We start from the raw sequence: 21,674 nt of genomic DNA, 5'->3' as shown, positions 1-21,674 counted from the left end.
TGCGGAAACGGTGCGGGCATCAGCCGCCGTAGACGTCAAAGTCAAAATACTGTTTGGCGAACTTGTCGTAGGTGCCGTCTTTGCGCATCTCGGCAAAGGCCTTGTTCAGCGCCTCCCGGAGTTCGGTCTCATCTTTGCGCAGCCCCATGCCGGTGCCGACGCCAAAGAATTTGTCATCTTTCACCGCTTCCCCGGCGAACGCATAGTTTTTGCCGACCGGCTGCTTCAGGAAGCCTTCACTGGCGGCCACTTCATCCTGGAAGGCGGCGTCGATGCGCCCGGAATCGAGGTCTGCATAAATTAAGTCCTGGTTCTGGTACGCCACCACGTCGATGCCCTTCGGCTGCCACATCGCATTGGCATACGCTTCCTGGGTTGAGCCTTGCAACACGCCCACCCGCTTGCCGCGCAGCGCCTCCAGCGTCGGCAGAATCGGTGAGCCTTTCTTGGCAATCAGGCGCGCGTTGGCGGCAAACAGCTTGTCGGTAAAGGCGATCTCTTTTTCACGCTTTTCAGTGATAGAGAGGGACGAAATAATGGCGTCGATCTTCTTCGCTTTCAGCGACGGAATCAGCGCGTCGAAGTCGCTTTCCACAAACGTACATTTCGCTTCAATGCGTTTGCACAGCTCTTTGGCCAAATCGATATCAAACCCTACCAACTGACCACTGGCATTTTTTGATTCAAACGGGGCATAAGTGGGATCGGTGCCGATACGGATATCTTTCGGCACGGCGGCAAAACTGTGTACGGCCGCAAACGCCAATACCAGGGGAAGGACTTTGACCAGCTTGTTCATAGCGTACCCTCAAATTATTTTATGATGCCAAACCCAGCATTTCCTTTCGGTTTATGCAGTTTCCATGCCGTTTATGCAGGCGTGGCGGGTGCGCAAAAAAAGTGCCGTGGCGCGCTGCAGAAACAGGGGATAACGCGCGCCTTAAGCGCAATTCAGAGAATGAACATAACGGGGTATCAGGCTCATCCGGCAGGCCGCCGGTGAGCATGCACCATAAATGACCGCATCAGGATCAATTATGGTGCAAAGCAGAAAGTGTGATCAGTTATAGGGCAATCTATGTCACAAATATTTAACGCGCACCCTGCCAGCGGGTAAACAGATCGTCAGGTAATTCAATGTCGAACTGATCCAGGACGCGGTTTACCGTCTGATCGACGATCGCCTGCACGCTTTCGGGTCGGTGATAGAAGGCCGGTACCGGCGGCATGATGACCGCCCCCAGTTCGGCGGCCTGGGTCATTAAGCGCAGGTGGCCGAGATGCAACGGCGTCTCGCGCACGCACAGCACCAGCGGGCGGCGCTCTTTCAGCACCACATCCGCCGCGCGCGTCACCAGGCTGTCGGTGAAGCTGTTCACAATGCCGGACAGGGTTTTGATCGAGCACGGCAAAATCACCATCCCGGCGGTTTTAAACGAGCCGGAAGAGATGCTGGCCGCAATGTCACGTGCATCGTGCACCACGTCGGCCAGCGCCTGCACATCGCGCAGGGCGTAGTCCGTCTCCAGCGCCAGCGTCTGGCGGGCGGCATTGCTCATCACCAGATGGGTTTCAATCCCTTCAACCTCACGCAGAACCTGCAACAGGCGCACGCCATAAATGGCGCCGCTGGCACCGGAGATGCCAATGATGAGACGTTTCATGCTTTTCCCTCGGAAGTGATCGCGCCGGGCAACCGTCCGCCGCACAAAAAAAACAGGGCCAGGCAAGCCTGGCCCTCTCAGCAGGGTATGGTAACGAAAGCAGCGGGAATTATCAGCCCTCGTTATGCATTTCCAGATTTTCCACTTCCTGCTGGCCGCGCAGCGCCTTGGCATCGTCATTACGCAGCGCTTCCAGATGCTCCAGGTAACCCTGGTCCACATCTTTGGTCACGTAGATGCCGTCAAACACGGAGCACTCAAACTGCTCGATGTCTGGGTTGTCTTCACGCACGGCGTCGATCAGGTCATTCAAATCCTGGAAGATCAGCGCGTCTGCACCGATCAGCTGGTTGATTTCACTGACTTCACGGCCATGGGCGATCAGCTCGTTCACGCTCGGCATGTCGATGCCGTACACGTTCGGGAACCGGATCTCCGGGGCGGCGGAAGCGAGATAAACGCGCTTGGCACCGGCATCACGCGCCATTTGCACGATCTGCTCTGAGGTGGTGCCGCGCACGATGGAGTCATCCACCAGCAGCACGTTCTTGTCACGGAACTCGGCACGGTTGGCGTTCAGCTTGCGGCGCACTGACTGGCGGCGCGCCTGCTGGCCCGGCATGATAAAGGTACGGCCGACGTAACGGTTCTTCACAAAGCCCTGGCGGTAAGGCTTGTTCAGGATGCGGGCAATCTCCAGCGCGATGTCGTTGGAGGTTTCCGGGATCGGGATTACCACATCGATGTCGAGATCTTCCCATTCGCGGGCAATTTTATTGCCCAGCTTTTCGCCCATGCGCACGCGGGCGCTGTAGACGGAAATTTTGTCGATAAAGGAGTCCGGGCGCGCAAAGTAGACGTATTCGAACAGGCAAGGGTTGCTCTTCGGGTTATCCGCACACTGGCGGGTAAAGAGCTGCCCTTTCGCGGTGATATAGACCGCTTCGCCCGGGGCCACGTCACGCAGGAACTCAAAGCCCAGCGTATCCAGCGCCACGCTCTCGGAGGCGACCATATACTCGTTGCGGCCATCTTCCAGGGCGCGCTTGCCGATCACCAGCGGGCGGATGCCGTTCGGGTCACGGAACGCCACCAGCCCGTGGCCGATGATCATCGCCACGCAGGCGTATGCGCCGCGGATCTGCCGGTTCATCGCCGCCACCGCGGAGAAGATGTTTTCCGCTTCCAGCGGATAGTGCTGGAAACGGTCCAGCTCGCTGGCAAAGATATTCAGCAGGATTTCGGAGTCAGAGGTGGTGTTCACATGGCGACGCGCCCCTTCGAACAGCTTGCTGCGCAGTTCGTGGGCGTTGGTCAGGTTACCGTTGTGCGCCAGGGTAATGCCGAACGGGGAGTTGACGTAAAAAGGCTGCGCTTCAGACGCACTGGAACTGCCGGCGGTCGGGTAGCGGACATGGCCGATGCCCATGTTACCCTGCAGGCGTTGCATATGCCGGGCTTCAAATACATCCTTCACCAGGCCGTTTGCTTTACGCAGACGGAAGCCGTTGTTGGCATCAATGGTGATGATGCCTGCGGCATCCTGCCCACGGTGCTGGAGCACCGTTAACGCGTCATAAATCGACTGGTTTACCGGCATAAAACCGGCGATCCCGACAATACCGCACATGTTGTCTTTTCCTCATCAGCGCTGCCGCAGTTAGAGATGCTGCGGCAAGAAACTCGACGTGCTCTGCAGGTAGCTGAAAAACCACCTGATGATATAGCTGAACTGCGGAATCAACTGAGACTGTTTCCAGTCAGCACTTTGTGAAAAGCCGGTAAAGGTATCCAGAAAAAACAGGATAGCGGCAACAATCAGTACACCGCGCAGCGCGCCGAAACACACGCCCAGCACCCGGTCTGTTCCTGACAGCCCGGTGCGCTCCACCAGCGAGCCAATCACATAGTTAACAACGGCACCTACGAGCAACGTCGCGATAAATAAGATGCCGATTGCGATTCCGTTCCGGACCAGTTCCTCTTGAAAACGGGTGAAGTAGATAGCAAGGTAGGGATAGTAATGACTGGCCACAAAGAACGCACATCCCCAGGTAACCAGTGACAACGCTTCGCGGACAAATCCCCGGATCAGGCTGACCAGAGCCGAAAATCCAATAACTGCAATGATGACGAAATCGATCCAGACCATGGTTATTCCAATGATGATCCGCCCCGCATCCAATTCGCGGCGAATTCTAACAGAAAAAGAAAACGTTTGCGTAGGGGAAATCCGGCCCTGTCGCAAATAATTAATACTGATTATAAAAACATCAATCCAGGCAGAAACATAGCGTGGGGTGCCGGTCTTCTCTCTCCCTGAAAGAGGAAACGGGGCACCTGGCGGTACCCCGTTTGATGGGCCGGAACTAGCGCCCGGCGCTGTATGCCCGGACCTGCCCGCTCAGCCCGCTTAACTGGTTCATCTCCGGCAAGGCGGACTGAAGCTTCTGCTTCGAGGCGTCCGGCCCCACGAAGATGCGGGTGATCTGCCCCTGCACCGGCGTGGACGGCACGGTATAGGCGCGATAGCCCGACAGGCGCAGGCTGGCCACAATCTCATTTACCTTGGCGGCATTTTTCAGCGCGCCGAGCTGGACGATATACGCCTGCCCGGCCGGGGCCGTCTCGGTGGGTTGCGGTTTGATCTCCGGTTTCGGCTGCGGTTTCGGTTCTGCCGGCTTCGGTTCCGGTTTCGGTTCAGGCTTCGGCTTCTCCACCGGTTTCACCGGTTGCGGCTTCGGCTCTGCCGGTTTCGGTGCCGCTTTTTCCGGTTGCGTGGGTTTAGTGACCGTGACCGGTGGTGCCGCGTCCGGGGCGCGCTGCGCCGGTGCGGTCTCCGGCACCTCTGCCGCGCTGCCCTGCCCGGCCGCCGGCTGGCTGGCCGCGCCGACTGCCTGGCCTGCGCCTTCCGGCGGCTGGGCAGGCAGTGACTGGGTTACCGGCGGCACCGCGTCATTCTCCTGGCTGTCACCGGCTTTCGGCACCAGCGGAATGGCCGCGAACTCATCCTCATAATGCTTCTTTTTGCCGTCCAGCAGGCCCGGCAACACGATCACCCCCACGGCCACCAGGATGATGGTGCCGACCAGGCGGTTCTGAAACTTACTTGCCACTGCTGTTCCCTGCCTCTAATACCGCCATGACATGCGCCACGGTATGAAATGACCCGCAGACAATCACGATGTCATGATCATCAGCATCCTGCATGGCCTGTCGCCAGGCCGTCTCGACATCCGCAAACTGCCGCGCTTCTGCCAGGTGTTCCGCCAGCTGTGCCGCCGTGGCCCCGCGCGGCCCTTCCAGCGGCGCGCAGTACCAGACATCCACCTGCGGCGTAAGGCAGGCCAGCGTCCCGGCGATGTCTTTGTCCGCCAGCATCCCGGCCACGGCACGCACCCGGCCGCCCTGCTTCGGCAACGCGGCCAGCCGCTCTGCCAGATAGGCAGCGGCGTGCGGGTTGTGCGCCACATCCAGAATCAGCCGCGGGGATTCACTGACCGTCTGGAAGCGCCCCGGCAGCATCGCCTGTTGCAACCCCTGGCGGATCGCCTCTTCATCGACCGTGTGCGCAGGCACCGCCGCCGTCAACGCAGGCTGGGCGTAGTGCAGCGCGGCCAGCGCGGTCGCGGCATTGTCGAGCGGCACCTGCGGCAGCGGCAGATCGGCCACTACCCGGCCGCCCGCCTGCCATTGCCAGCTGGTGGCCTGCACGCTGAAGTGCCAGTCAGCGCCGCGCGCATGGAGCGCTGCGCCGAGCTCGCGCGCCACGTCCGCAATGGTGTGCGGCATCGCCGGTTCCCCGACCACGGCCGGGCGGCCCGGCCGGAAAATTCCCGCCTTCTCGCGGCCGATGCTTTCGCGGTCCGGCCCCAGCCAGTCGGTGTGGTCCAGCGCGATGCTGGTGATCACCCCGACATCGGCATCCACAATATTGGTGGCATCCAGCCGGCCGCCCAGCCCGACTTCCAGGATCACCACATCCAGCGCGGACTGCTGAAACAGTTGCAGCGCAGAGAGGGTGCCGTACTCGAAATAGGTCAGGGAGATGTCGCCGCGCCCGGCCTCAAGCTGGGCAAATGAGGCGCAGTGTGCCGCTTCCGGCAGCTCCTGCCCCTGAATGCGTACCCGTTCGGTGTAACGCACCAGATGCGGCGAGCTGTACACGCCCACCCGGTAACCGGCCGCCATCAGAATCGCTTCCAGCGTGCGGCAGGTGGTGCCTTTGCCGTTAGTCCCGGCGACGGTGAAAACAAAGGGGGCGGGTTTGAGCAGGGAGAGGCGTTCCGCGACGCGTTTGACGCGGTCAAGGCCCAGGTCAATCGCCTGGGAATGAAGGTGTTCGAGGTAATGAAGCCACGCGGCCAGGGGCGACGTGGCGTGGGGAGTGCGTTGAGTTTGCATGTGTCCCGTTCGCTTGCTTACGCTGCGTATGGCGCAACGGTAGTGGACAATGCACCACCCACGACGTCGGCGCAGGTGGTGCCCCTTGTCAGGTGGCGGGTGGCTGCCGCGGCGGCCACCCGTTGCCGGTTGTTACCGGGCTGGTCAGGCGTCCTGCTGGTTGTCGCTGACCACGTCGTCGCTGTCAACCACGTGAACCACCACATTCGGTTCCGGGTGGTGCGTCAGCTTGGAGAGGATGCTGGCCAGTTTGCCGCGCATCTCAGGGCGGCGGATGATCATGTCGATCGCGCCCTTCTGGAGCAGGAACTCACTGGTCTGGAAGTCCGCCGGCAGTTTCTCACGCACGGTCTGCTCGATCACGCGGCGACCGGCAAAGCCGATACGCGCTTTCGGTTCCGCCACGTTCAGATCGCCCAGCATCGCCAGGCTCGCGGAGACGCCGCCCATGGTCGGGTCAGTGAGCACGGAGATGTACGGCAGGCCGCGCTCCTGGAGTTTGGCCAGCGCCGCACTGGTTTTCGCCATCTGCATCAGCGACATCAGCGCTTCCTGCATACGTGCGCCGCCGCTGGAGGAGAAGCAGACCAGCGGGCAGTTGTCTTCCAGCGCCTGCTCGACCGCACGCACAAAGCGCGCACCGACCACCGAGGCCATGGAGCCGCCCATAAAGGCGAACTCAAAGGAAGCAACCACGACCGGCATCCCGTGCAGCGTGCCCTTCATGACGATCAACGCATCTTTCTCGTTGGTCTCTTTCTGGGCCGCGCTCAGGCGATCTTTATACTTTTTGGAATCCTTAAACTTCAGTACGTCTTTCGGCTCAAGCTCACTGCCCAGTTCCACGTCGCTGCCTTCATCCAGGAAGGTATGCAGGCGCATGCGCGCGGCAATCGGCATGTGATGGTCGCACTTAGGGCACACCATCAGGTTACGTTCCAGCTCGGCGCGGTAGAGAACCTGACCGCAGCTGTCACATTTGGTCCAGACCCCTTCAGGAATGTTCGCCCGACGGGTTTGGGTGATTGTGCTCTTATTGAGAATTCGTTCAATCCAGCTCATTGATGACCTTTCTGTTTGAACCCGGCCATTGCCGGTCCACTGTTCTTGTCCGCCGTAAACCGACCCATAAAAAAATGCCCGAGATGTGCGCCGCTACGGCGCCACTAAGGCACTGACATTAGGGTGTCCGCACGGACAGACCATAAATGCCGCTCATTAAACCATAACGGATCGACACTGTGGATAAAAAACTGGTCGAACCGTTAGGTTTATGTCGTCAAAACTTAACAATAATGTGACGGCGCCACCCTGTTTTACTGTTTTTGCGCCCGCGCAGCAGCGCGGCGGTGACGCCACACTTCAATAATGCCCGGCAGAATTGAAACAAGGATAATGCCGACAATCAAGAGCTTCAGGTTCTCCTGCACCACCGGCAGGTCACCAAACAGGTAACCGGCATAGGTGAACAGCAGTACCCACAGCAGCCCGCCCACCACGTTATAGGCGGCGAAATGGCGGTAGGACATATGCCCCATCCCGGCCACAAACGGCGCAAATGTCCGGACGATCGGCACAAAACGCGCCAGGATAATGGTTTTCCCGCCGTGCTTGTCATAAAACTGGTGGGTTTTGGTCAGGTAGCTCTGACGGAAAATTTTAGAATCAGGGTTACTGAACAACCGGTTACCAAACAGGCGGCCGATAGTGTAATTCACTGCATCGCCCAGCACGGCGGCGCAGACCATCAGAAACGCCATCACATGCACATCCAGGCTGTTGGACGGCAATGCCGCCAGCGCACCCGCCACAAACAGCAGGGAATCGCCCGGCAGGAACGGGGTGACCACCAGCCCGGTTTCACAAAACAGGATCAGGAAGAGAATGCCGTAAATCCACACGCCATACTGCGCGACCAGTTCTGCCAGATGAACATCAATATGCAGAATAAAATCAATAACGAAATGGATGAATTCCATAGGGCCCATCTTCTGTGATGCAGGTAACAACCCCGCAGGTTTAAACGTATACCCGGCGAACCGGGTCCCTGTGTTGCCTGTCAGTGTGCCGGGACAAGATCATCCGGCAGGAACAGCGGCCCCAATGGCGGGGCCGGCAGATCAAAGCGTGCCGGGTAATCCACCGACACCAGATAAAGCCCTTCAGCGCGGGCCGTGGCCGCCGCCTGCGTGCGATCTTTCAGCGCCAGCAGGTCGGCCATCCACGTCTCCGGCTGGTTACCGCAGCCGATCTCCATCAGGCTGCCGACAATGTTGCGCACCATATGGTGGACGAAGGCGTTGGCCTTGATATCTACCACAATATAGTGACCCAGGCGTGTAATATTTACATGCTTTACATTGCGCCACGGGGTGCGTGACTGGCACTGCACCGCCCGGAAAGAGGTGAAGTCATTCTCCCCCAGCAGGCTCTGCGCCGCGCGCTGCATCCGGTGCTCATCCAGCGGCTGGTGGTAGTGCGTCACCCCCTGCTGGAGGATCGCCGGGCGGTAGCGGTGGTTATAAATCACATACCGGTAGCGGCGGGCGGTGGCGCTGAAACGGGCGTGGAAATCCTCCTCCACGGTTTTTACCCAGCGCACGGCGATGTCACGCGGCAGATGGGTATTGACCCCCATGGTCCACGCGGCATCTTTGCGCACCGCATCGGTGGTGAAATGCACCACCTGCCCGGTGGCATGCACCCCGGCGTCCGTGCGCCCGGCGCAGAAGACGCTGACCGGGTGGGCGGCCACCTTACTGAGCGCCTGCTCGAGGCAGCCCTGCACGCTGGCGACCTCCTGCTGCCGCTGCCAGCCGAAATAACGGCTGCCGTCATACTCAATACCCAGCGCAATTTTTAACTGGCCTGCCGCCGGTTCCGACGGCAGGGTCACGGCCTCAGACATCAGTACATGTACTCCTGCACCAGCTTCTCAGCGGTTTCCACGGCCATCAAGGCGCCGCCGAAGCGGATATTGTCCGCCACCGACCAGAATTGCAGGATCTCCGGGATGCCGTAGTCATTACGCACGCAGCCGATGCTCAGCGCATCGTTGCCGGAAGCATCCGTCACCTGCGTCGGGAAGTCCTGCTCATCACTCAGCTGGATCTCTTCGACGGTCTGGAAGGCGTCACGCGCCTCATCGGCGGCCATCGGGCGCAACGCCTCCAGGCTCACCACCTGCGCCTGGCCATAAAACACCGGCGACTGGATGCAGTTCACGGAGATCGGCAGCCCTTCGTCCTGCAACACCTTGCGCACCTGATCCACCAGGCGGCGCTCCTGGCGCACACTGCCCTCTTCATCTGCCAGCAGCGGCAACAGGTTGAACGCCAGCTGCTTGCTGAACAGGCTCTGCTCCACCGGCAGGCCGTTAAGCAGGCGGGCGCTCTGTCCGGCCAGATCGTCCACCGCGGCCTTGCCGTGCGCCGAGGCAGAAATCAGGCTGGTGACGTGCAGGCGGGAAAGCCCGGCCTGTTCGGTCAGCGGTTTGATGGCGGTCAGCAGCTGGCTGGTCAGGCTGTCGGCCAGCGCCACGATGTTGCGGTTACGGTAATCCGCCAGCACCTGCGGGTTCACGCCCGGCACCACCAGCGGCACATCCGGCTCCAGCGCAAACAGGCCGCTGCTGTCAATCACCAGGCACCCGGCGTTGCCTGCTTCGTCCGCATAACGTGCAGTGGCCTCTGTGCCGGCCACAAAAAACGCCAGTTGCGCCTGCGACCAGTCAAACTGCGCGGCGTCCTGTACCATCACCGATTTCCCGTTGAAACGCAGGGTCTCACCGGCGCTGCGATCGCTGGCCAGCGGGAAAAGCTCCCCCACCGGGAACTGACGTTCCTCCAGCAATTCCAGTAAGGCGTTGCCTACCGCGCCTGTGGCCCCCAACAGGGCAATGTTCCAGCCGTCAGACATAGTGGTTTCTCCAGAAAAACAAAAACAAAGGGCGGTCACTGCCGCCCATGAAAAGAGGGGTGACGCGCTTAGCGTAGCCGGGCGGTAAAGCCGAGCCGGGTCAGCAACGCGGCCGTGGCCTCGTCGTCACACTGTATGCAGAGCGACGACCATTCGCGCCGCTCCTGATAAAACTTCCGCAATTTGTCGAATTCACCGGGGATACCGGCCACCCGCCGCAGCGGGGCATCATCACGGCGCACATCATACACCAGGTGCATCAGGCGCAGCAGGGTTCCCTCATCGAGATGGGCGACCAGGGAGCCGTTCAGCGTCACCTCACTGACATCCGGCACCGGCAGCAGCGTCTCCAGCGGCACCGCGTGCGGCTGCCCCAGGAAGCGGCTGTACGCCTCAAACACCTGCGTGGTGCCGCGCGCCTTGCCCTCCAGGCTGTAACCGGCGATGTGCGCAGTGCCGATGTCCACCGCGCGCAGCAGCGGCAGGGAGAGATCCGGCTCCGGCTCCCACACATCCAGCACGGTGCTCAGCACCTTGCCGCCGTTGAGGGCGGCCAGCAGCGCGGCGTTGTCCACTACTTCACCGCGGCAGGCGTTGATCAGCACGCGGTTGTCCGGCAGGGCGGCCAGCAGCTCTGCGTCCACCAGGTGTTGGGTGCGGTACGGGCCGTCTTTATACAGCGGCGTGTGGAAGGTGAGAATATCCGCCTCGGCCACCAGCTTCTCCAGCGGCCAGAACGGGCCGGCGTCACCGCGCGCGGCGCGCGGCGGATCGCACAGCAAGGTTTTCACGCCCAGCGCTTCAAAGCGGGCCTGCAGGCGTGAGCCAACGTTGCCGACGCCCACAATCCCCACGGTTTTGTCCCGCAGTTGCCAGCCGTCGCGCTGGGCGAGGATCATCAGCGCGGAGAAAACATACTCCACCACGGCAATGGCATTGCAGCCCGGCGCGGCAGAAAAGCCGATGTCCTGTGCGGCCAGCCAGGCTTCATCCACGTGGTCGGTGCCCGCCGTGGCGGTGCCGACAAATTTCACCCCGGTGCCGGTCAGCAGATCGGCATTCACTTTGGTCACGGAGCGTACCATCAGCGCGTCAGCCCCCAGCAGCGCCTCCCGCGGGATCGGGCGGCCGGGCACCGCCTGGACATCCCCCAGGCGGCTGAACAGGGTCTGGGCATACGGCATATTTTCATCAACCAGGATTTTCACGGCACACTCCGGCAGCTAAGCGGTAAAGAAGGGCAAATATTCTGCCACTGAATGGCGCAGAATCCCATTACTTCAGGCGAAACCCAGACTATTGCGCACGGCGGAAGCGCTCCGGCGTGGTGCCGGCGATCTGCCGGAACATGGCGATAAAGGCACTGGAGCCGCTGTACCCCAGCTCCAGCGCTACCTGCTGTACGCTTTTCCCCTGCTCGAGCAGTGAAATGGCATGTAAAAACCGCAGGCGCTGCCGCCATTCGCTGAACGCCATGCCCAGATCCTGGCGGCAACGGCGCGACAGGGTTCGCTCGGTGGTGTAGACGCGCTGCGCCCAGACGCCGAGCGGCGTGTTGTCTGCCGGGTTGCGCTCCAGTTCACGCAGCACCGGCGCGAGCAGCTTGTCCTGCGAGGTCGGCAGGTAGGTGCGCTGGAGCGACGAGCGCCGCAGCTGGTCGATCAGCACCCGGCAGAGCCGCAGGTCACTGCGCGTGGCCGGTTCCGCCAGCTGGCGGGCGAAGCAGTCATCCACAATGGCGGTGAAAATCGCGCTGACGCCGAGCAAACAAGGGGATTCCGGCAGGCCATGGCAGAGTGACGGCGCAATATTAATGGAGCGGAAGCGGGTGGCGCGGCGGCTGGAGCTGCTGTGCTCGTGGAGCGGCGGTAACCAGACGGCGAACTCCGGCGGTGCCAGAAAGCGCTGGCCGCCCACATTCAGCGACACCACCCCGCTTTTCACATAGATCACCTGGCCCCAGGGGTGCGTATGGGGCAGAAAATCGGTGAAGGGGTCATGATGCTCTTCGCGGAAAAAAAGATGCCGCGGCAGCGCCGCGCTGTCGCCGGGGGCGGTCACCGGCAACAAAGGATAGTGCGCCGGCGGGGCAAAGGTGGTGTGTGGGCGTGGCATGTTGTCCTGTTATGCGCATGGGATGTCGGGTTATCGCTATCTCTATCAAACCAGACAATCGTACACTAGCGCTTTTCTGAGATTGAGACGAGTTTCACTATGAATGCGCTTTTTCCGCTGCTGGCGGTACTGATTTGGTCACTGAATGCCGTGGTCAGCAAAATCGCGGCCGGCGCCATTGATCCGGCGGCCATCTCTTTCTACCGCTGGCTGCTGGCCTTGCTGGTGCTGACGCCCTTTGTGCTGCCCGGCCTGTGGCGTAACCGGCAGACGCTGGGCCCGCAGCTGGGGAAACTGCTGGTGCTCGGGCTGCTCGGGATGGTGCTCTACCAGAGCCTGGCCTATTACGCTGCGCACAGCGTCAGCGCGCTGTTTATGGGCATTCTCAGTTCGCTGATTCCGTTGCTGACCATCCTGTTCAGCATTGTGCTGCTCGGTATCGCGCCCACGCGCGGCATGGCGCTCGGCGGCGTACTCTCCTTCGGCGGCCTGCTGTGGCTGGTGAGCGCCGGCCGGCCGGGGCAGTTGCTGACGCACGGCATCGGCAGCGGTGAGCTGATGATGTTTGCCGCGTCAGCCTCGTACGCCTGTTACGGCGTGCTGACCCGGCGCTGGGCGATCCCGTTGCCGAACTGGCAATCGTTATATGTGCAGATCCTGTTCGGCGTGCTGCTGTTGCTGCCCAATTTCCTGATGACGCCGGACGTGGCCCTGACACCGCAGAATATCCCGCTGGTGCTGTTCGCCGGCATCCCAGCCTCGCTGATTGCGCCATTCCTGTGGATTCAGGGCGTGATGCGGCTGGGGGCGAACACCACCTCGATCTTTATGAACCTGACGCCGCTGTTTACGGCGGTCATCGCGGTGCTGTTCCTGCATGAGCAGTTGCACAGCTATCACCTGATTGGCGGCGGCGTCACGCTGCTGGGGGTTTTCCTGGCGCAGCGCCTGCGCACGCCGCTGCTGCGCCCGGTGAAGCGCGCTGATCCCTGACGCCCTCCCCTTTCGCGCCCGTTGTGCGGCGCATCAGCCCGACGCCGGCCAGCATCAGGGCGCTGCCCAGCAGTTGCCACGGCGTCAGGGTTTCCCCCAGCAACACAAAGGCGATGGCAGCGGTAAACACCAGCTCCAGCGACAGGATCAGGTTAGCCACCGCCAGCGGCAGGGTTTTCAGGCTGAGGTTATACAGGCCGAAGCCCAGCAGGGTCGGCCCCGCGGCCAGCAGCAACAACAGCCCCCAGCCGTGCCACTGAATGCCGGCCTCCCCCCGCGATAAAAACCAGAGGCTGCCGGTCAGGCTGCCGTCCGGTACCGGCAGGTGCCCGGCCACCGTGTTGAACAGCAACTGGTAAAGCGCCGCGAAGGCGAACACATACAGAATGGTATTCCACTCCGGGTAGCCGCGACGGCTCGCCAGCCGCCCGCACAGCGCATACAGCGTGGAACCGGCGCCGGTCAGCACGCCAATCAGCAGGCCGAACAGGCCGGTGTGCGCCGCCCCGGCGCTGCCGCACAGGCTGACCAGCGCACAGCCAATCAGGCTGATGCCGATCACCGCCAGCTGCCGGGCGCTCAGCCGCTCACCAAAGCAGGCCCAGCCGAGAAACACCGTAAACCCCACTGAAAAGTAGCTGAGGATGGTGGCGACAGACGCGCCGTTCAGCATGATGGAGAACGTCCAGAGCGCATTGAACAGCGCCAGCACCAGCCCGAACAGCGCATAAAAGCGCAACCGTGCCCAGCTGAGGCGCAGCCACTGCGGCCGCACACAGAGCAGCACCGGAAACAGCACCGCCGCCACCAGCGCCGCCCGCCAGAAAGCCAGCACCAGCGCGGGCAGCCGGTACTGCTCCGTAAGCACGCGGATGATGATGGCGGTAAATGCCAGCAGAAAGGCGCTCAGCACCGCCAGCGAAAACCCGTTCCCGGCGCGGGCAAGCAGGCCACCCGCCGTGGGGGTGCCTGCGGGCGCTGTTACGGTGGAGATCGGCATAACATCCTCTCTGATAACAATAAAAACCATTATTCGCAATTTTACGCCGCGCCCCCTTTCCGGCCAGAGCCACTTACTATTAATCTTAAGCAGGCCACTTTATGCTGATACAGGCCACCTTATGCGTAAGCAGGCCACATTGCCTTTTTCTCTGCCGCTCAGGAGCCCCATGCATATTCCTCTCGATCGTCACAGCGTCATTCCGCTCTACCTGCAAATTGAAGAGACGCTGCGCTGCGCCATTCTGGACGGCAGCCTGAAAGAGGGGGACAAGCTGCCCTCCACCCGGGTGCTGGCGGCGGAACTGGCCGTCAGCCGACTGACGGTGGAAAACGCCTACGGTGAACTGGCAGCCAAAGGCTTTTTGCAGGCGCGGCGCGGCAGCGGTGCCTATGTGTGCCACCCCTATGCGCCTCCCGCCCGGCCAGTGGCGGAGGCGGCCCCGTTCCCGGTTGACCCGTTTACCACCGGCGCGTCGCGGCTGGATGGGCAGGCCGACAGCCCGCTGCCGCCGGATGTGATCAATTTTGCGGCCGGGGTGGGTAACCCACGCATCTTCCCGCAGGAAGCCTTCCGCAAAGTGATGCACTCGGTGCTGCGCCGCCATGCAGAGGAGGCGTTCCACTATGGCGATTACTGCGGTTACTACCCGCTGCGCGACACGCTGGCGCGCATCCTCTCGTTGCAGGGCATCCCGGCACGGCCGGAACAGATTCTGATCACCAACGGCTCGCAGCAGGCGCTGAGCCTGGTAAGCCAGACGCTGCTGCGCCCCGGTGACACGGTGCTGGTGGAGGAGCCGACCTACGCCGAGGCGCTGACGCTGTTTGAGCTTCAGGGCATCCGCACCGTACCGGTTCCCTGTGATGCTGACGGCCTGTGCGTGGACGCCCTGCCCGCGCTGCTGGCCGCGCACCGCCCGGCGCTGATCTACACTATCCCCAATTTCCATAACCCTACCGGGCGCTGCCTGAGCGAACCCCGGCGGCGGCAACTGGTGAAACTGGCAGAAGCGGCCGGGGTAACGCTGCTGGAGGACGACTTTGTCGGTGATTTGCGCTACCAGGGCGCGGCGCTGCCCTCGCTGCGTTCACTGGCGACCTGCGGGCAGGTGATCTATGTCGGGACCTTCTCCAAAATGCTGATGCCGAGCATCCGCATTGGCTACCTGGTGGCCGACGCTCCTCTCTACCCGCGGCTGGCGCTGCGCAAACATGTAGACAGCTTCACCACCTCCAGCCTGCTCCAGCGCTCGCTGGACGCCTTCGTGACCGTGGGCAGTTACCAGCGCCAGTTGCAGCGCGCCTGCCGCCTCTACCGCCAGCTGCGGGATGTCGCGGCCGACGCGCTGGCCCGCCACCTGCCGCCGGGGTGCCGTGTGGAGCTGCCGGAGGGCGGGCTGTTCCTCTGGGTGCAGCTGCCGCCGGATATCCCGGTCTCCCGGCTGATGCCGCTGGCGTGGCAACAGAACGTGACCTTTGCCCGTGGCGCGTGCTTCTACCGCGATAACCCACAGGCGGAATTCACCCTGCGGCTCAATTTCAGCGCCCAAACGCCGGAGCGCACCGTAGTGGGTATTGAGCGGCTGGCGCGGGCCATGGCGCTGTGCCGGGAACAGACCAGGGGCCGGGAACAAACCGGCGACCCGGAGCAAACCGGAAGCCCTCCACAGCAACAGGAAGGCGCACCGGGTTACCCTGCGCCCGAAAATGCGGGCGGAGTGAGCAATCAGCCGCCGCCGATGATTTAAGCGACATTCATCACTATCCGTGATGGGTACAGGTTGGTATCATTTGCCCACACTGCCGCCCCGGCGATTCCTCTGCGCGGCACCCGGCTGATACCACCCTGCACATTAAGGACTCCAACGCTATGCAACCATTGAGTGGCCCCGGCACCCCTCCGGTCAGTGACCGGCACCTGCCGTCAGCCAAAACCGGGCCGACCCCGCCCGGCGAGAACCAGCCGCTCACCTCCGCACAGCGCACCACACTGGAGAAACTGGTGGTGAAAATCATGGCGCTGACGCCGATGAAAGCTGCCGAGCTGTGGGCCACGCTGCGCCACGACCTGCATGTGCCGAACGAGGGGGAGATCAGCGCCGGGCAGTTCCCGCAGGCCGAGCAGAATTTGCAGAGCCGCCTGGTTAGCGCGCAGGAGAGCCATGCCACCCGCCAGTTGCTGCAACAGCTCACAGAACTGCTGCCGCTCGGCAATAACCGGCAGGCGGTCAGTGATTTCATCCGGCAAAATTTTGGCCACACGGTGCTCAGCCAGCTGAGCCATGAGCAGCTGCATCAGGTGCTGGCGTTGATCCAGACCGGCGGGCTGACCATTCCGCCGCCGCAGCAGACCCCGGTGATGGACCGCCCGGTGCTGCCCGCCGAGCAGCGCAGCCTGCAACAGCAGGTGGCGCGGCTCAGTGCCGCCACCGGCGAGAAACCGGCCAAGCTGTGGCAGGAGCTGTTCAACCTGGCCGGGGTCTCCACCACCGACCCGATGCCGGCGCGCCATTTCCAGGTCATTACCCAATACCTGCAGGCGCGCCATACCCTGAGCCAGCAGACCAGCCCGACGCTGCACAGCCTGCATGGGGCGCTGAAGCACCCGGCCAGCCCGGAGGAGCAGCAACAGCTGACGGAGTACGCCCAGACGCAGTTTAACGCCGGGCCGACCACCCCGCTGACCGCCGCACAGCTGCATGACCTGCTGGGGATGCTGTTCAGCCGCCGCGTCGATCGCAGCGTGACCTCCGCGTCGATGGTGCAGTCCGCCACCGCGCCGCAGCCGCTGGTGAACCCGCTGATCGCCCTGCTGCCGCCGCAACTGCAAGGGTTGGGCGGCGCGCCGCTGCTGTTTGCCGCGCTGCTGGTGGTGCTGATCCTGCTCTGGCTGCTGTTCTGATCTCAGCCGGTTAACGCCAGCAGCCCCCAGCCCACCAGCGCGCTGACCAGCAAAAACGGCAGGGAGTAGAGGTGGAAGCGCAGCCAGATGCGCCGGTCAGCGGCCATCCTGAGTGCGATCAGGTTCGCCAGCGAACCGATGGCCAGGCCGAAGCCACCAATGTTGACGGCATAGGCCACCAGCGCCGTGGAGGGCACGGTGTTCATCAGCAGGATAGTGGCCGGGACATTGCTGATAAGCTGCGACAACCCGATGCCGAGCAGGTAAAGCCCGCTTTCCGGCAAGTGGGCTACCTGGGCAATCAGCGGCCGCAGCGGGGGCAGATCCACCAGCAGGCGGATGTCGATGAACATCGCGATAAACACCAGAATCAGCCCCCAGTCGATCTGCACCAGCACCCGCCGCGCCAGCAGCAGCAACCCCAGCAGCACCGCCAGCAGGCCATACCCGGCCGCCCCGAGCTCCACCGACACCAGAAACACCCCATACAGCACCGCACAGGTGGCAAGCAGCGGTTTGCGGCAGGCGGTGCCTTCCGGCAACCGGACATCCTTGATCGGCCGTGCCGGGAAGCTGAACCAGGTCAGCGCCAGCAGCAACGCCATGCTGACCGCCATCAGCGGCAGCATCTGGCCGGTAAAGGCAGCAAACGACACCCCGGCGCGGTTCCATAACAGGATATTTTGCGGGTTGCCGATCGGCGTCAGCAGTGACCCGGCATTCACCGCCAGCGCCTCAAAAATGATCAGGCGCGTCACCGGCAGCGCAGAGAGTTTTTTCAGCGTAATGGTCAGCGGTACCACGATAAACAGCGCCACGTCGTTGGTCATAAAGGTGGAGAGCAGCGCCGCTGCGGCCACCAGAAACAGCGCCAGCGCCCGTTCCCGGTGCAGGCGGCGGATCATCGCCCGCCCCAGCAGGTCAAAGAACCCGCTGCGCTCCACCCCTTTGGTCAGCAGCAGCAGGCCCAGCAGGGTGATGATGGTCGGCCAGTCAACGGCCGCCGGAAAGGTGCGCACCGCCGCCGGGTGCAGCGCGGTGAGCACCACGCCCACCAGCAGCAGCGCCTGCAACAGGCGGTCATGGAACAGGCCGCGAAGTACGCGGTAAAACAACGTCTTGACCATACAGAACAGCTCTTGGGAAACGGGAGAGAGAAGGTAACGCGGCGTGCGGGATTATGCCAGTGCGGTGCGTGATTCTGGAAAGCGTCCCGCAAACTTCTGTTTGCGGGACGACGGAGGCGGGATCAGCGCGTCAGGCTTTTTCCCTTGCTGCGGATGACCTCCTGGTACCAGGAGAAACTCTTCTTACGGCGGCGTTCCAGCGAGCCCTCGCCGTTGTCATCGCGGTCCACATAGATGAAGCCGTAGCGCTTCGACAGCTCCGCTTTCGAGGCGCTGACCAGATCGATCGGCCCCCACGCGGTGTAACCCATCACCTCTACGCCATCCTCAATCGCCTCGCCCACCTGCACCAGGTGGTCGTTGAGGTACTGGATGCGGTAGTCGTCCTGGATGGTGCCGTCCGCCTCGATCTTATCTTTCGCCCCCAGGCCGTTTTCCACGATAAACAGCGGCTTCTGGTAGCGATCCCACAGCAGGTTAAGCAGGATGCGCAGCCCCACCGGGTCAATCTGCCAGCCCCAGTCTGAGCTGGCGAGGTGCGGGTTCGGCACCATGTTGAGAATGTTGCCGCGCGCTTTCTGATTCTGCGCCTCATCAGTGGTGACGCAGCCGCTCATGTAGTAACTGAAGGAGATGAAATCGATGGTCTCTTTCAGCGTCTCGCGGTCTTCGTCGGTGATCTCAATCTGGATATTGTTCTCACGGAAATAGCGGTTCATGTAGGCCGGGTAGTAGCCACGCGCCTGCACGTCGCCAAAGAACAGCCAGTCACGGTTCTGGCGCTGCGTTTCCAGCACATCCTCCGGTTTGCAGGTGAGCGGGTAGAGCAGCCCGCCCAGCAGCATATTGCCGATTTTGCCGTCCGGAATTATCTCATGCAGCGCCTTCACCGCCGCGGCGCTGGCCACCAGCTGGTGGTGGATCGCCTGGTAGATCTCACTTTTGCTGCTCGCTTCCGGCAGGCCGACGCCGGTGAACGGCGCATGCAGCGACATGTTGATCTCATTGAAGGTCAGCCAGTGTTTGACCTTCGCGCCATAGCGCTGAAACACCGTGCGCGCATAGCGGGTAAAGAAGCCGATGGTGTCACGGCTGCCCCAGCCACCGTGGTTTTTCACCAGCCCGTAGGGCATCTCATAGTGTGACAGCGTCACCAGCGGCGTGATGTTGTGCTTTGCCATCTCATCAAACACCCGGTCATAGAAGGCCAGCCCGGCTTCATTCGGCTGTTCTTCGTCGCCCTGCGGGAAGATACGCGTCCAGGCGATGGAGATACGCAGGCAGGTAAAGCCCATCTCCGCGAACAGCGCGATGTCTTCCGGGTAGCGGTGGTAGAAGTCAATCGCCAGATCTTTGATGCCGCTGTCGCCCTCATGGCGCTCAGTGATCTCACCAAAAATGCCGCGGGGTTGCAGGTCAGAGGTGGACAGCCCTTTGCCGTCCGTCAGGTAGGCGCCCTCGACCTGGTTGGCGGCAATCGCCCCACCCCAGAGGAAATCCGCCGGAAATGCCTGTGTCATGGTTCTCTCCTTGTTGATTAATGAATCACGGTCAGCAGCGGTGACTGCCCCAGGATGCGGGCACCCGGTACGCAGAGCACATCAGTGAAGTCGTCGCTGTTATTGACCAGCATCGGTGTGGTGAGGTCATAGCCCGCCGCCGCAATCGCCTGGCGGTCAAAGGTCAGGAGCAGGTCGCCGGCCGCCACCCGGTCGCCCGCCTTAACATGGGCGGTGAAATAGTGACCGTCAAGTTTTACCGTGTCGATGCCGACATGGATCAGAATCTCACTGCCGCCCTGTGACGTGATGCCGATGGCGTGGCGGGTGGCGAACACTGAAGCGATTTCGCCGTCCACCGGCGAGGTGACGCGCCCCTCCTCCGGCACAATCGCCACGCCTTTGCCGAGCAGGCCGCTGGCGAAGGTTTTGTCCGGCACCTGATCCAGCGCCACCAGCGCCCCGCTCATCGGGCTGAGCAAGGTCTCCCCGGTAGCGGTTTTTGGTACGGGCGCGGCGGGCGGGGCCTCCACCGGCGCGGCAGCTGTGGTGCGCGGCACGCCGAACAGCCGGGTCATCAGGGCGGCGAACAGCAGCGCCGCCAGTGACCCGGCGATCGCCGCCCATACGGTGCGGTCAATGCCGCCGGGCGGGATAATCTGCGCGAAGGTGAAGATGCTCGGCAGCCCGAACGAGAAGATTTTGGTCTGGTAGAAGCCCATTATGCCGCCGCCCAGCGCCCCGCCCAGGCAACCGAAAATAAACGGCCGCCGGGCAGGCAACGTCACGCCGTACACCGCCGGCTCCGTGATGCCGAACAGCGCGGCGGTAAAGGCGGAACCGGCCAGCGCCCGCGCCCTGGCTTCGCGGCTGAGCAGGAACATGCCGAGCGCTGCCCCCGCCTGCCCGAGCACTGCCGGGATCAGCAGCGGCAGCAGGGTGTCATGCCCCAGCACGCTGAGGTTGTTCATCATCAGCGGCACCAGCCCCCAGTGCAGGCCGAAAATCACGCAGACCTGCCAGAACGCCCCCATCACCGCCCCGGCCAGCCATGGCGCGAAGGTATAGATCGCCTGGAAGCCGTGCGCCAGTTGCTGGCTGAGCCAGGTGGCGGCCGGGCCAATCAGCAGGAAGGTCAGCGGCACGGTGATCATCAGGCAGAGCAGCGGCGTACAGAAGTTGCGGATGCTGCTGTGCAACCGGGGGTGGATAAGGCTTTCCAGCCGGCAACTGACCCAGGCCGCAAACAGGATCGGGATCACCGAGCCGCTGTAGTTAATCAGCGTCACCGGCAGGCCAAAGAAGGTAAACGGCGCGCCCGTGCCGCTGCTCTCCGCCTGAAACGCCGCCAGCATCAGCGGGTGCATCAGCGCACCACCAATCGCCATGGTGACAAACGGGTTGCCGCCAAATTTTTTGCCGGCGGTGTAGCCTAAAATCAGCGGCAGGAAGGTGAACAGCGCGTCACCGGCGGCAAAGAAAATACGGTAGGTGCCGCTGCTTTCAGCCAGCCAGCCGCAGGCCAGCGCCAGGGCCAGCAAGCCCTTCAGGATGCCGGAGGCCGCCATCAGGCCAATCACCGGCGTGAAGATGCCGGAGATTACATCGATAAAGCGGCTGAACAGGTTCTGCCGGGTGCCCTCATCCGGTTCCGGCGCGCTCTGCTCGCCCAGCCCCGCCTGCTGCACCAGTGCCTGATACACCTCGCCCACGTGGTTGCCGATCACCACCTGGAACTGGCCGCCGCTCTCCACCACCATAATCACGCCGGGATGCTGTTTCAGCCCTTCGGCATCCGCCTTTTCACGCGCCCGCAGCCTGAAGCGCAGCCGGGTGGCGCAGTGCATCACGCTGAGGATATTCTCCCGGCCGCCGACCCCATTAAGGATGTCACGTGCCGTCTGCTGGTTATCCATTGCCTCTTCTCCTGATAGGGTGACAGGCCGCCGGGGCAAAAAAAAACCTGAATGCCCCACGCCGCCTGCCGGCAACCGGGAACATTCAGGTTTTGCCCGCCTGACGGCAGTAACAATCCTGTGTGCTGACTGCG

General features: G+C 62.3%; 19 protein-coding genes. 3 read left to right on the top strand and 16 right to left on the bottom strand.

The genetic code is table 11. The annotated features are described in order from the left end of the window. Positions 1-19: 19 nt before the first annotated feature. The 12 genes from hisJ to CYR55_RS16230 form a co-directional block, all read right to left on the bottom strand. The gene (gene hisJ / locus CYR55_RS16285) at positions 20-799 is read right to left on the bottom strand and encodes a histidine ABC transporter substrate-binding protein HisJ (RefSeq protein ID WP_101817414.1); all 780 of its coding nucleotides are present in this window, start codon (positions 797-799) and stop codon (positions 20-22) included. A gap of 292 nt (positions 800-1,091) precedes the next feature. Then, positions 1,092-1,664, bottom strand: a complete 573-nt coding sequence (locus tag CYR55_RS16280) for a UbiX family flavin prenyltransferase (protein ID WP_101817413.1) — start codon at positions 1,662-1,664, stop codon at positions 1,092-1,094. Between the two features lie 112 nt (positions 1,665-1,776). Then, entirely contained in the window at positions 1,777-3,294 is a 1,518-nt protein-coding gene (purF, locus tag CYR55_RS16275; protein ID WP_101817412.1) for an amidophosphoribosyltransferase, read from the bottom strand. 30 nt (positions 3,295-3,324) lie between these two features. After that, positions 3,325-3,816 carry a colicin V production protein gene (gene cvpA / locus CYR55_RS16270; protein ID WP_101817411.1) on the bottom strand — a complete coding sequence of 164 codons (492 nt, stop codon included), beginning with the start codon at positions 3,814-3,816 and terminating at the stop codon, positions 3,325-3,327. A gap of 217 nt (positions 3,817-4,033) precedes the next feature. Further along, complete coding sequence (gene dedD / locus CYR55_RS16265; protein ID WP_101817410.1) at positions 4,034-4,780, bottom strand: cell division protein DedD; 747 nt, start codon at positions 4,778-4,780, stop codon at positions 4,034-4,036. After that, positions 4,770-6,068, bottom strand: coding sequence for a bifunctional tetrahydrofolate synthase/dihydrofolate synthase (gene folC / locus CYR55_RS16260; RefSeq protein ID WP_101817409.1), 1,299 nt, complete (start codon positions 6,066-6,068; stop codon positions 4,770-4,772). The genes dedD and folC overlap by 11 nt, the downstream gene beginning before the upstream one ends. Positions 6,069-6,212: 144 nt before the next feature. Next, the gene (accD, locus tag CYR55_RS16255; RefSeq protein WP_101817408.1) at positions 6,213-7,130 is read right to left on the bottom strand and encodes an acetyl-CoA carboxylase, carboxyltransferase subunit beta; all 918 of its coding nucleotides are present in this window, start codon (positions 7,128-7,130) and stop codon (positions 6,213-6,215) included. 254 nt (positions 7,131-7,384) lie between these two features. After that, positions 7,385-8,047, bottom strand: a complete 663-nt coding sequence (locus tag CYR55_RS16250) for a DedA family protein (RefSeq protein ID WP_101817407.1) — start codon at positions 8,045-8,047, stop codon at positions 7,385-7,387. 80 nt (positions 8,048-8,127) lie between these two features. Next, positions 8,128-8,976, bottom strand: a complete 849-nt coding sequence (truA, locus tag CYR55_RS16245; RefSeq protein ID WP_101817406.1) for a tRNA pseudouridine(38-40) synthase TruA — start codon at positions 8,974-8,976, stop codon at positions 8,128-8,130. After that, a complete protein-coding gene (locus CYR55_RS16240; protein ID WP_101817405.1) occupies positions 8,976-9,986 on the bottom strand; it encodes an aspartate-semialdehyde dehydrogenase in 1,011 nt (336 codons plus the stop codon). The genes truA and CYR55_RS16240 overlap by 1 nt, the downstream gene beginning before the upstream one ends. A gap of 68 nt (positions 9,987-10,054) precedes the next feature. Next, positions 10,055-11,194, bottom strand: a complete 1,140-nt coding sequence (locus CYR55_RS16235; RefSeq protein WP_101817404.1) for a DUF3410 domain-containing protein — start codon at positions 11,192-11,194, stop codon at positions 10,055-10,057. 88 nt (positions 11,195-11,282) lie between these two features. After that, positions 11,283-12,101, bottom strand: a complete 819-nt coding sequence (locus tag CYR55_RS16230; RefSeq protein ID WP_101817403.1) for an AraC family transcriptional regulator — start codon at positions 12,099-12,101, stop codon at positions 11,283-11,285. A gap of 99 nt (positions 12,102-12,200) precedes the next feature. Between CYR55_RS16230 and CYR55_RS16225 the strand changes: the two genes are divergently transcribed. After that, a complete protein-coding gene (locus tag CYR55_RS16225) occupies positions 12,201-13,094 on the top strand; it encodes a DMT family transporter (protein ID WP_101817402.1) in 894 nt (297 codons plus the stop codon). Here the strand turns inward: CYR55_RS16225 and CYR55_RS16220 are convergent. Continuing rightward, positions 13,018-14,094 (bottom strand): DMT family transporter, encoded by a 1,077-nt coding sequence (locus CYR55_RS16220; RefSeq protein ID WP_101817437.1) that lies wholly within the window; start codon positions 14,092-14,094, stop codon positions 13,018-13,020. The two genes, CYR55_RS16225 and CYR55_RS16220, sit on opposite strands and share 77 nt — an antisense overlap. 169 nt (positions 14,095-14,263) lie before the next feature. On the opposite strand from CYR55_RS16220, the gene pdxR reads away from it, so the two are divergent. Further along, positions 14,264-15,844 carry a MocR-like pyridoxine biosynthesis transcription factor PdxR gene (pdxR, locus tag CYR55_RS16215; RefSeq protein WP_101817401.1) on the top strand — a complete coding sequence of 527 codons (1,581 nt, stop codon included), beginning with the start codon at positions 14,264-14,266 and terminating at the stop codon, positions 15,842-15,844. A 122-nt stretch (positions 15,845-15,966) separates the two neighbouring features. Then, entirely contained in the window at positions 15,967-16,998 is a 1,032-nt protein-coding gene (gene flk, locus CYR55_RS16210) for a flagella biosynthesis regulator Flk (protein WP_101817400.1), read from the top strand. Positions 16,999-17,000: 2 nt separating this feature from the next. Here the strand turns inward: flk and CYR55_RS16205 are convergent, their stop codons facing one another. From CYR55_RS16205 to bglF, 3 genes are all read right to left on the bottom strand, one after another. Further along, positions 17,001-18,125, bottom strand: a complete 1,125-nt coding sequence (locus tag CYR55_RS16205) for an SLC13 family permease (RefSeq protein ID WP_101817399.1) — start codon at positions 18,123-18,125, stop codon at positions 17,001-17,003. Between the two features lie 122 nt (positions 18,126-18,247). Continuing rightward, positions 18,248-19,645: a glycoside hydrolase family 1 protein gene (locus tag CYR55_RS16200; RefSeq protein WP_101817398.1), complete on the bottom strand. Its 1,398-nt coding sequence runs from the start codon at positions 19,643-19,645 to the stop codon at positions 18,248-18,250. 17 nt (positions 19,646-19,662) lie between these two features. Continuing rightward, positions 19,663-21,540, bottom strand: a complete 1,878-nt coding sequence (bglF, locus tag CYR55_RS16195; protein ID WP_101817397.1) for a PTS beta-glucoside transporter subunit IIABC — start codon at positions 21,538-21,540, stop codon at positions 19,663-19,665. Positions 21,541-21,674 lie beyond the last annotated feature (134 nt).

It is taken from the genome of Chimaeribacter californicus (assembly GCF_002858675.1).
In the GTDB taxonomy this organism is placed as follows: domain Bacteria; phylum Pseudomonadota; class Gammaproteobacteria; order Enterobacterales; family Enterobacteriaceae; genus Chimaeribacter; species Chimaeribacter californicus.
This window is presented reverse-complemented; position numbering and strand designations above follow the sequence as displayed.

Excerpts from the sequence above, each read along its gene's own strand:
- hisJ (WP_101817414.1), bottom strand. The coding sequence starts at position 799 with ATGAACAAGCTGGTCAAAGTCCTTCCCCTGGTATTGGCGTTTGCGGCC.
- CYR55_RS16280 (WP_101817413.1), bottom strand. The coding sequence starts at position 1,664 with ATGAAACGTCTCATCATTGGCATCTCCGGTGCCAGCGGCGCCATTTAT.
- purF (WP_101817412.1), bottom strand. The coding sequence starts at position 3,294 with ATGTGCGGTATTGTCGGGATCGCCGGTTTTATGCCGGTAAACCAGTCG.
- cvpA (WP_101817411.1), bottom strand. The coding sequence starts at position 3,816 with ATGGTCTGGATCGATTTCGTCATCATTGCAGTTATTGGATTTTCGGCT.
- folC (WP_101817409.1), bottom strand. The coding sequence starts at position 6,068 with ATGCAAACTCAACGCACTCCCCACGCCACGTCGCCCCTGGCCGCGTGG.
- accD (WP_101817408.1), bottom strand. The coding sequence starts at position 7,130 with ATGAGCTGGATTGAACGAATTCTCAATAAGAGCACAATCACCCAAACC.
- CYR55_RS16250 (WP_101817407.1), bottom strand. The coding sequence starts at position 8,047 with ATGGAATTCATCCATTTCGTTATTGATTTTATTCTGCATATTGATGTT.
- truA (WP_101817406.1), bottom strand. The coding sequence starts at position 8,976 with ATGTCTGAGGCCGTGACCCTGCCGTCGGAACCGGCGGCAGGCCAGTTA.
- CYR55_RS16240 (WP_101817405.1), bottom strand. The coding sequence starts at position 9,986 with ATGTCTGACGGCTGGAACATTGCCCTGTTGGGGGCCACAGGCGCGGTA.
- CYR55_RS16230 (WP_101817403.1), bottom strand. The coding sequence starts at position 12,101 with ATGCCACGCCCACACACCACCTTTGCCCCGCCGGCGCACTATCCTTTG.
- CYR55_RS16225 (WP_101817402.1), top strand. The coding sequence starts at position 12,201 with ATGAATGCGCTTTTTCCGCTGCTGGCGGTACTGATTTGGTCACTGAAT.
- CYR55_RS16220 (WP_101817437.1), bottom strand. The coding sequence starts at position 14,094 with ATGCCGATCTCCACCGTAACAGCGCCCGCAGGCACCCCCACGGCGGGT.
- pdxR (WP_101817401.1), top strand. The coding sequence starts at position 14,264 with ATGCATATTCCTCTCGATCGTCACAGCGTCATTCCGCTCTACCTGCAA.
- flk (WP_101817400.1), top strand. The coding sequence starts at position 15,967 with ATGCAACCATTGAGTGGCCCCGGCACCCCTCCGGTCAGTGACCGGCAC.
- CYR55_RS16205 (WP_101817399.1), bottom strand. The coding sequence starts at position 18,125 with ATGGTCAAGACGTTGTTTTACCGCGTACTTCGCGGCCTGTTCCATGAC.
- CYR55_RS16200 (WP_101817398.1), bottom strand. The coding sequence starts at position 19,645 with ATGACACAGGCATTTCCGGCGGATTTCCTCTGGGGTGGGGCGATTGCC.
- bglF (WP_101817397.1), bottom strand. The coding sequence starts at position 21,540 with ATGGATAACCAGCAGACGGCACGTGACATCCTTAATGGGGTCGGCGGC.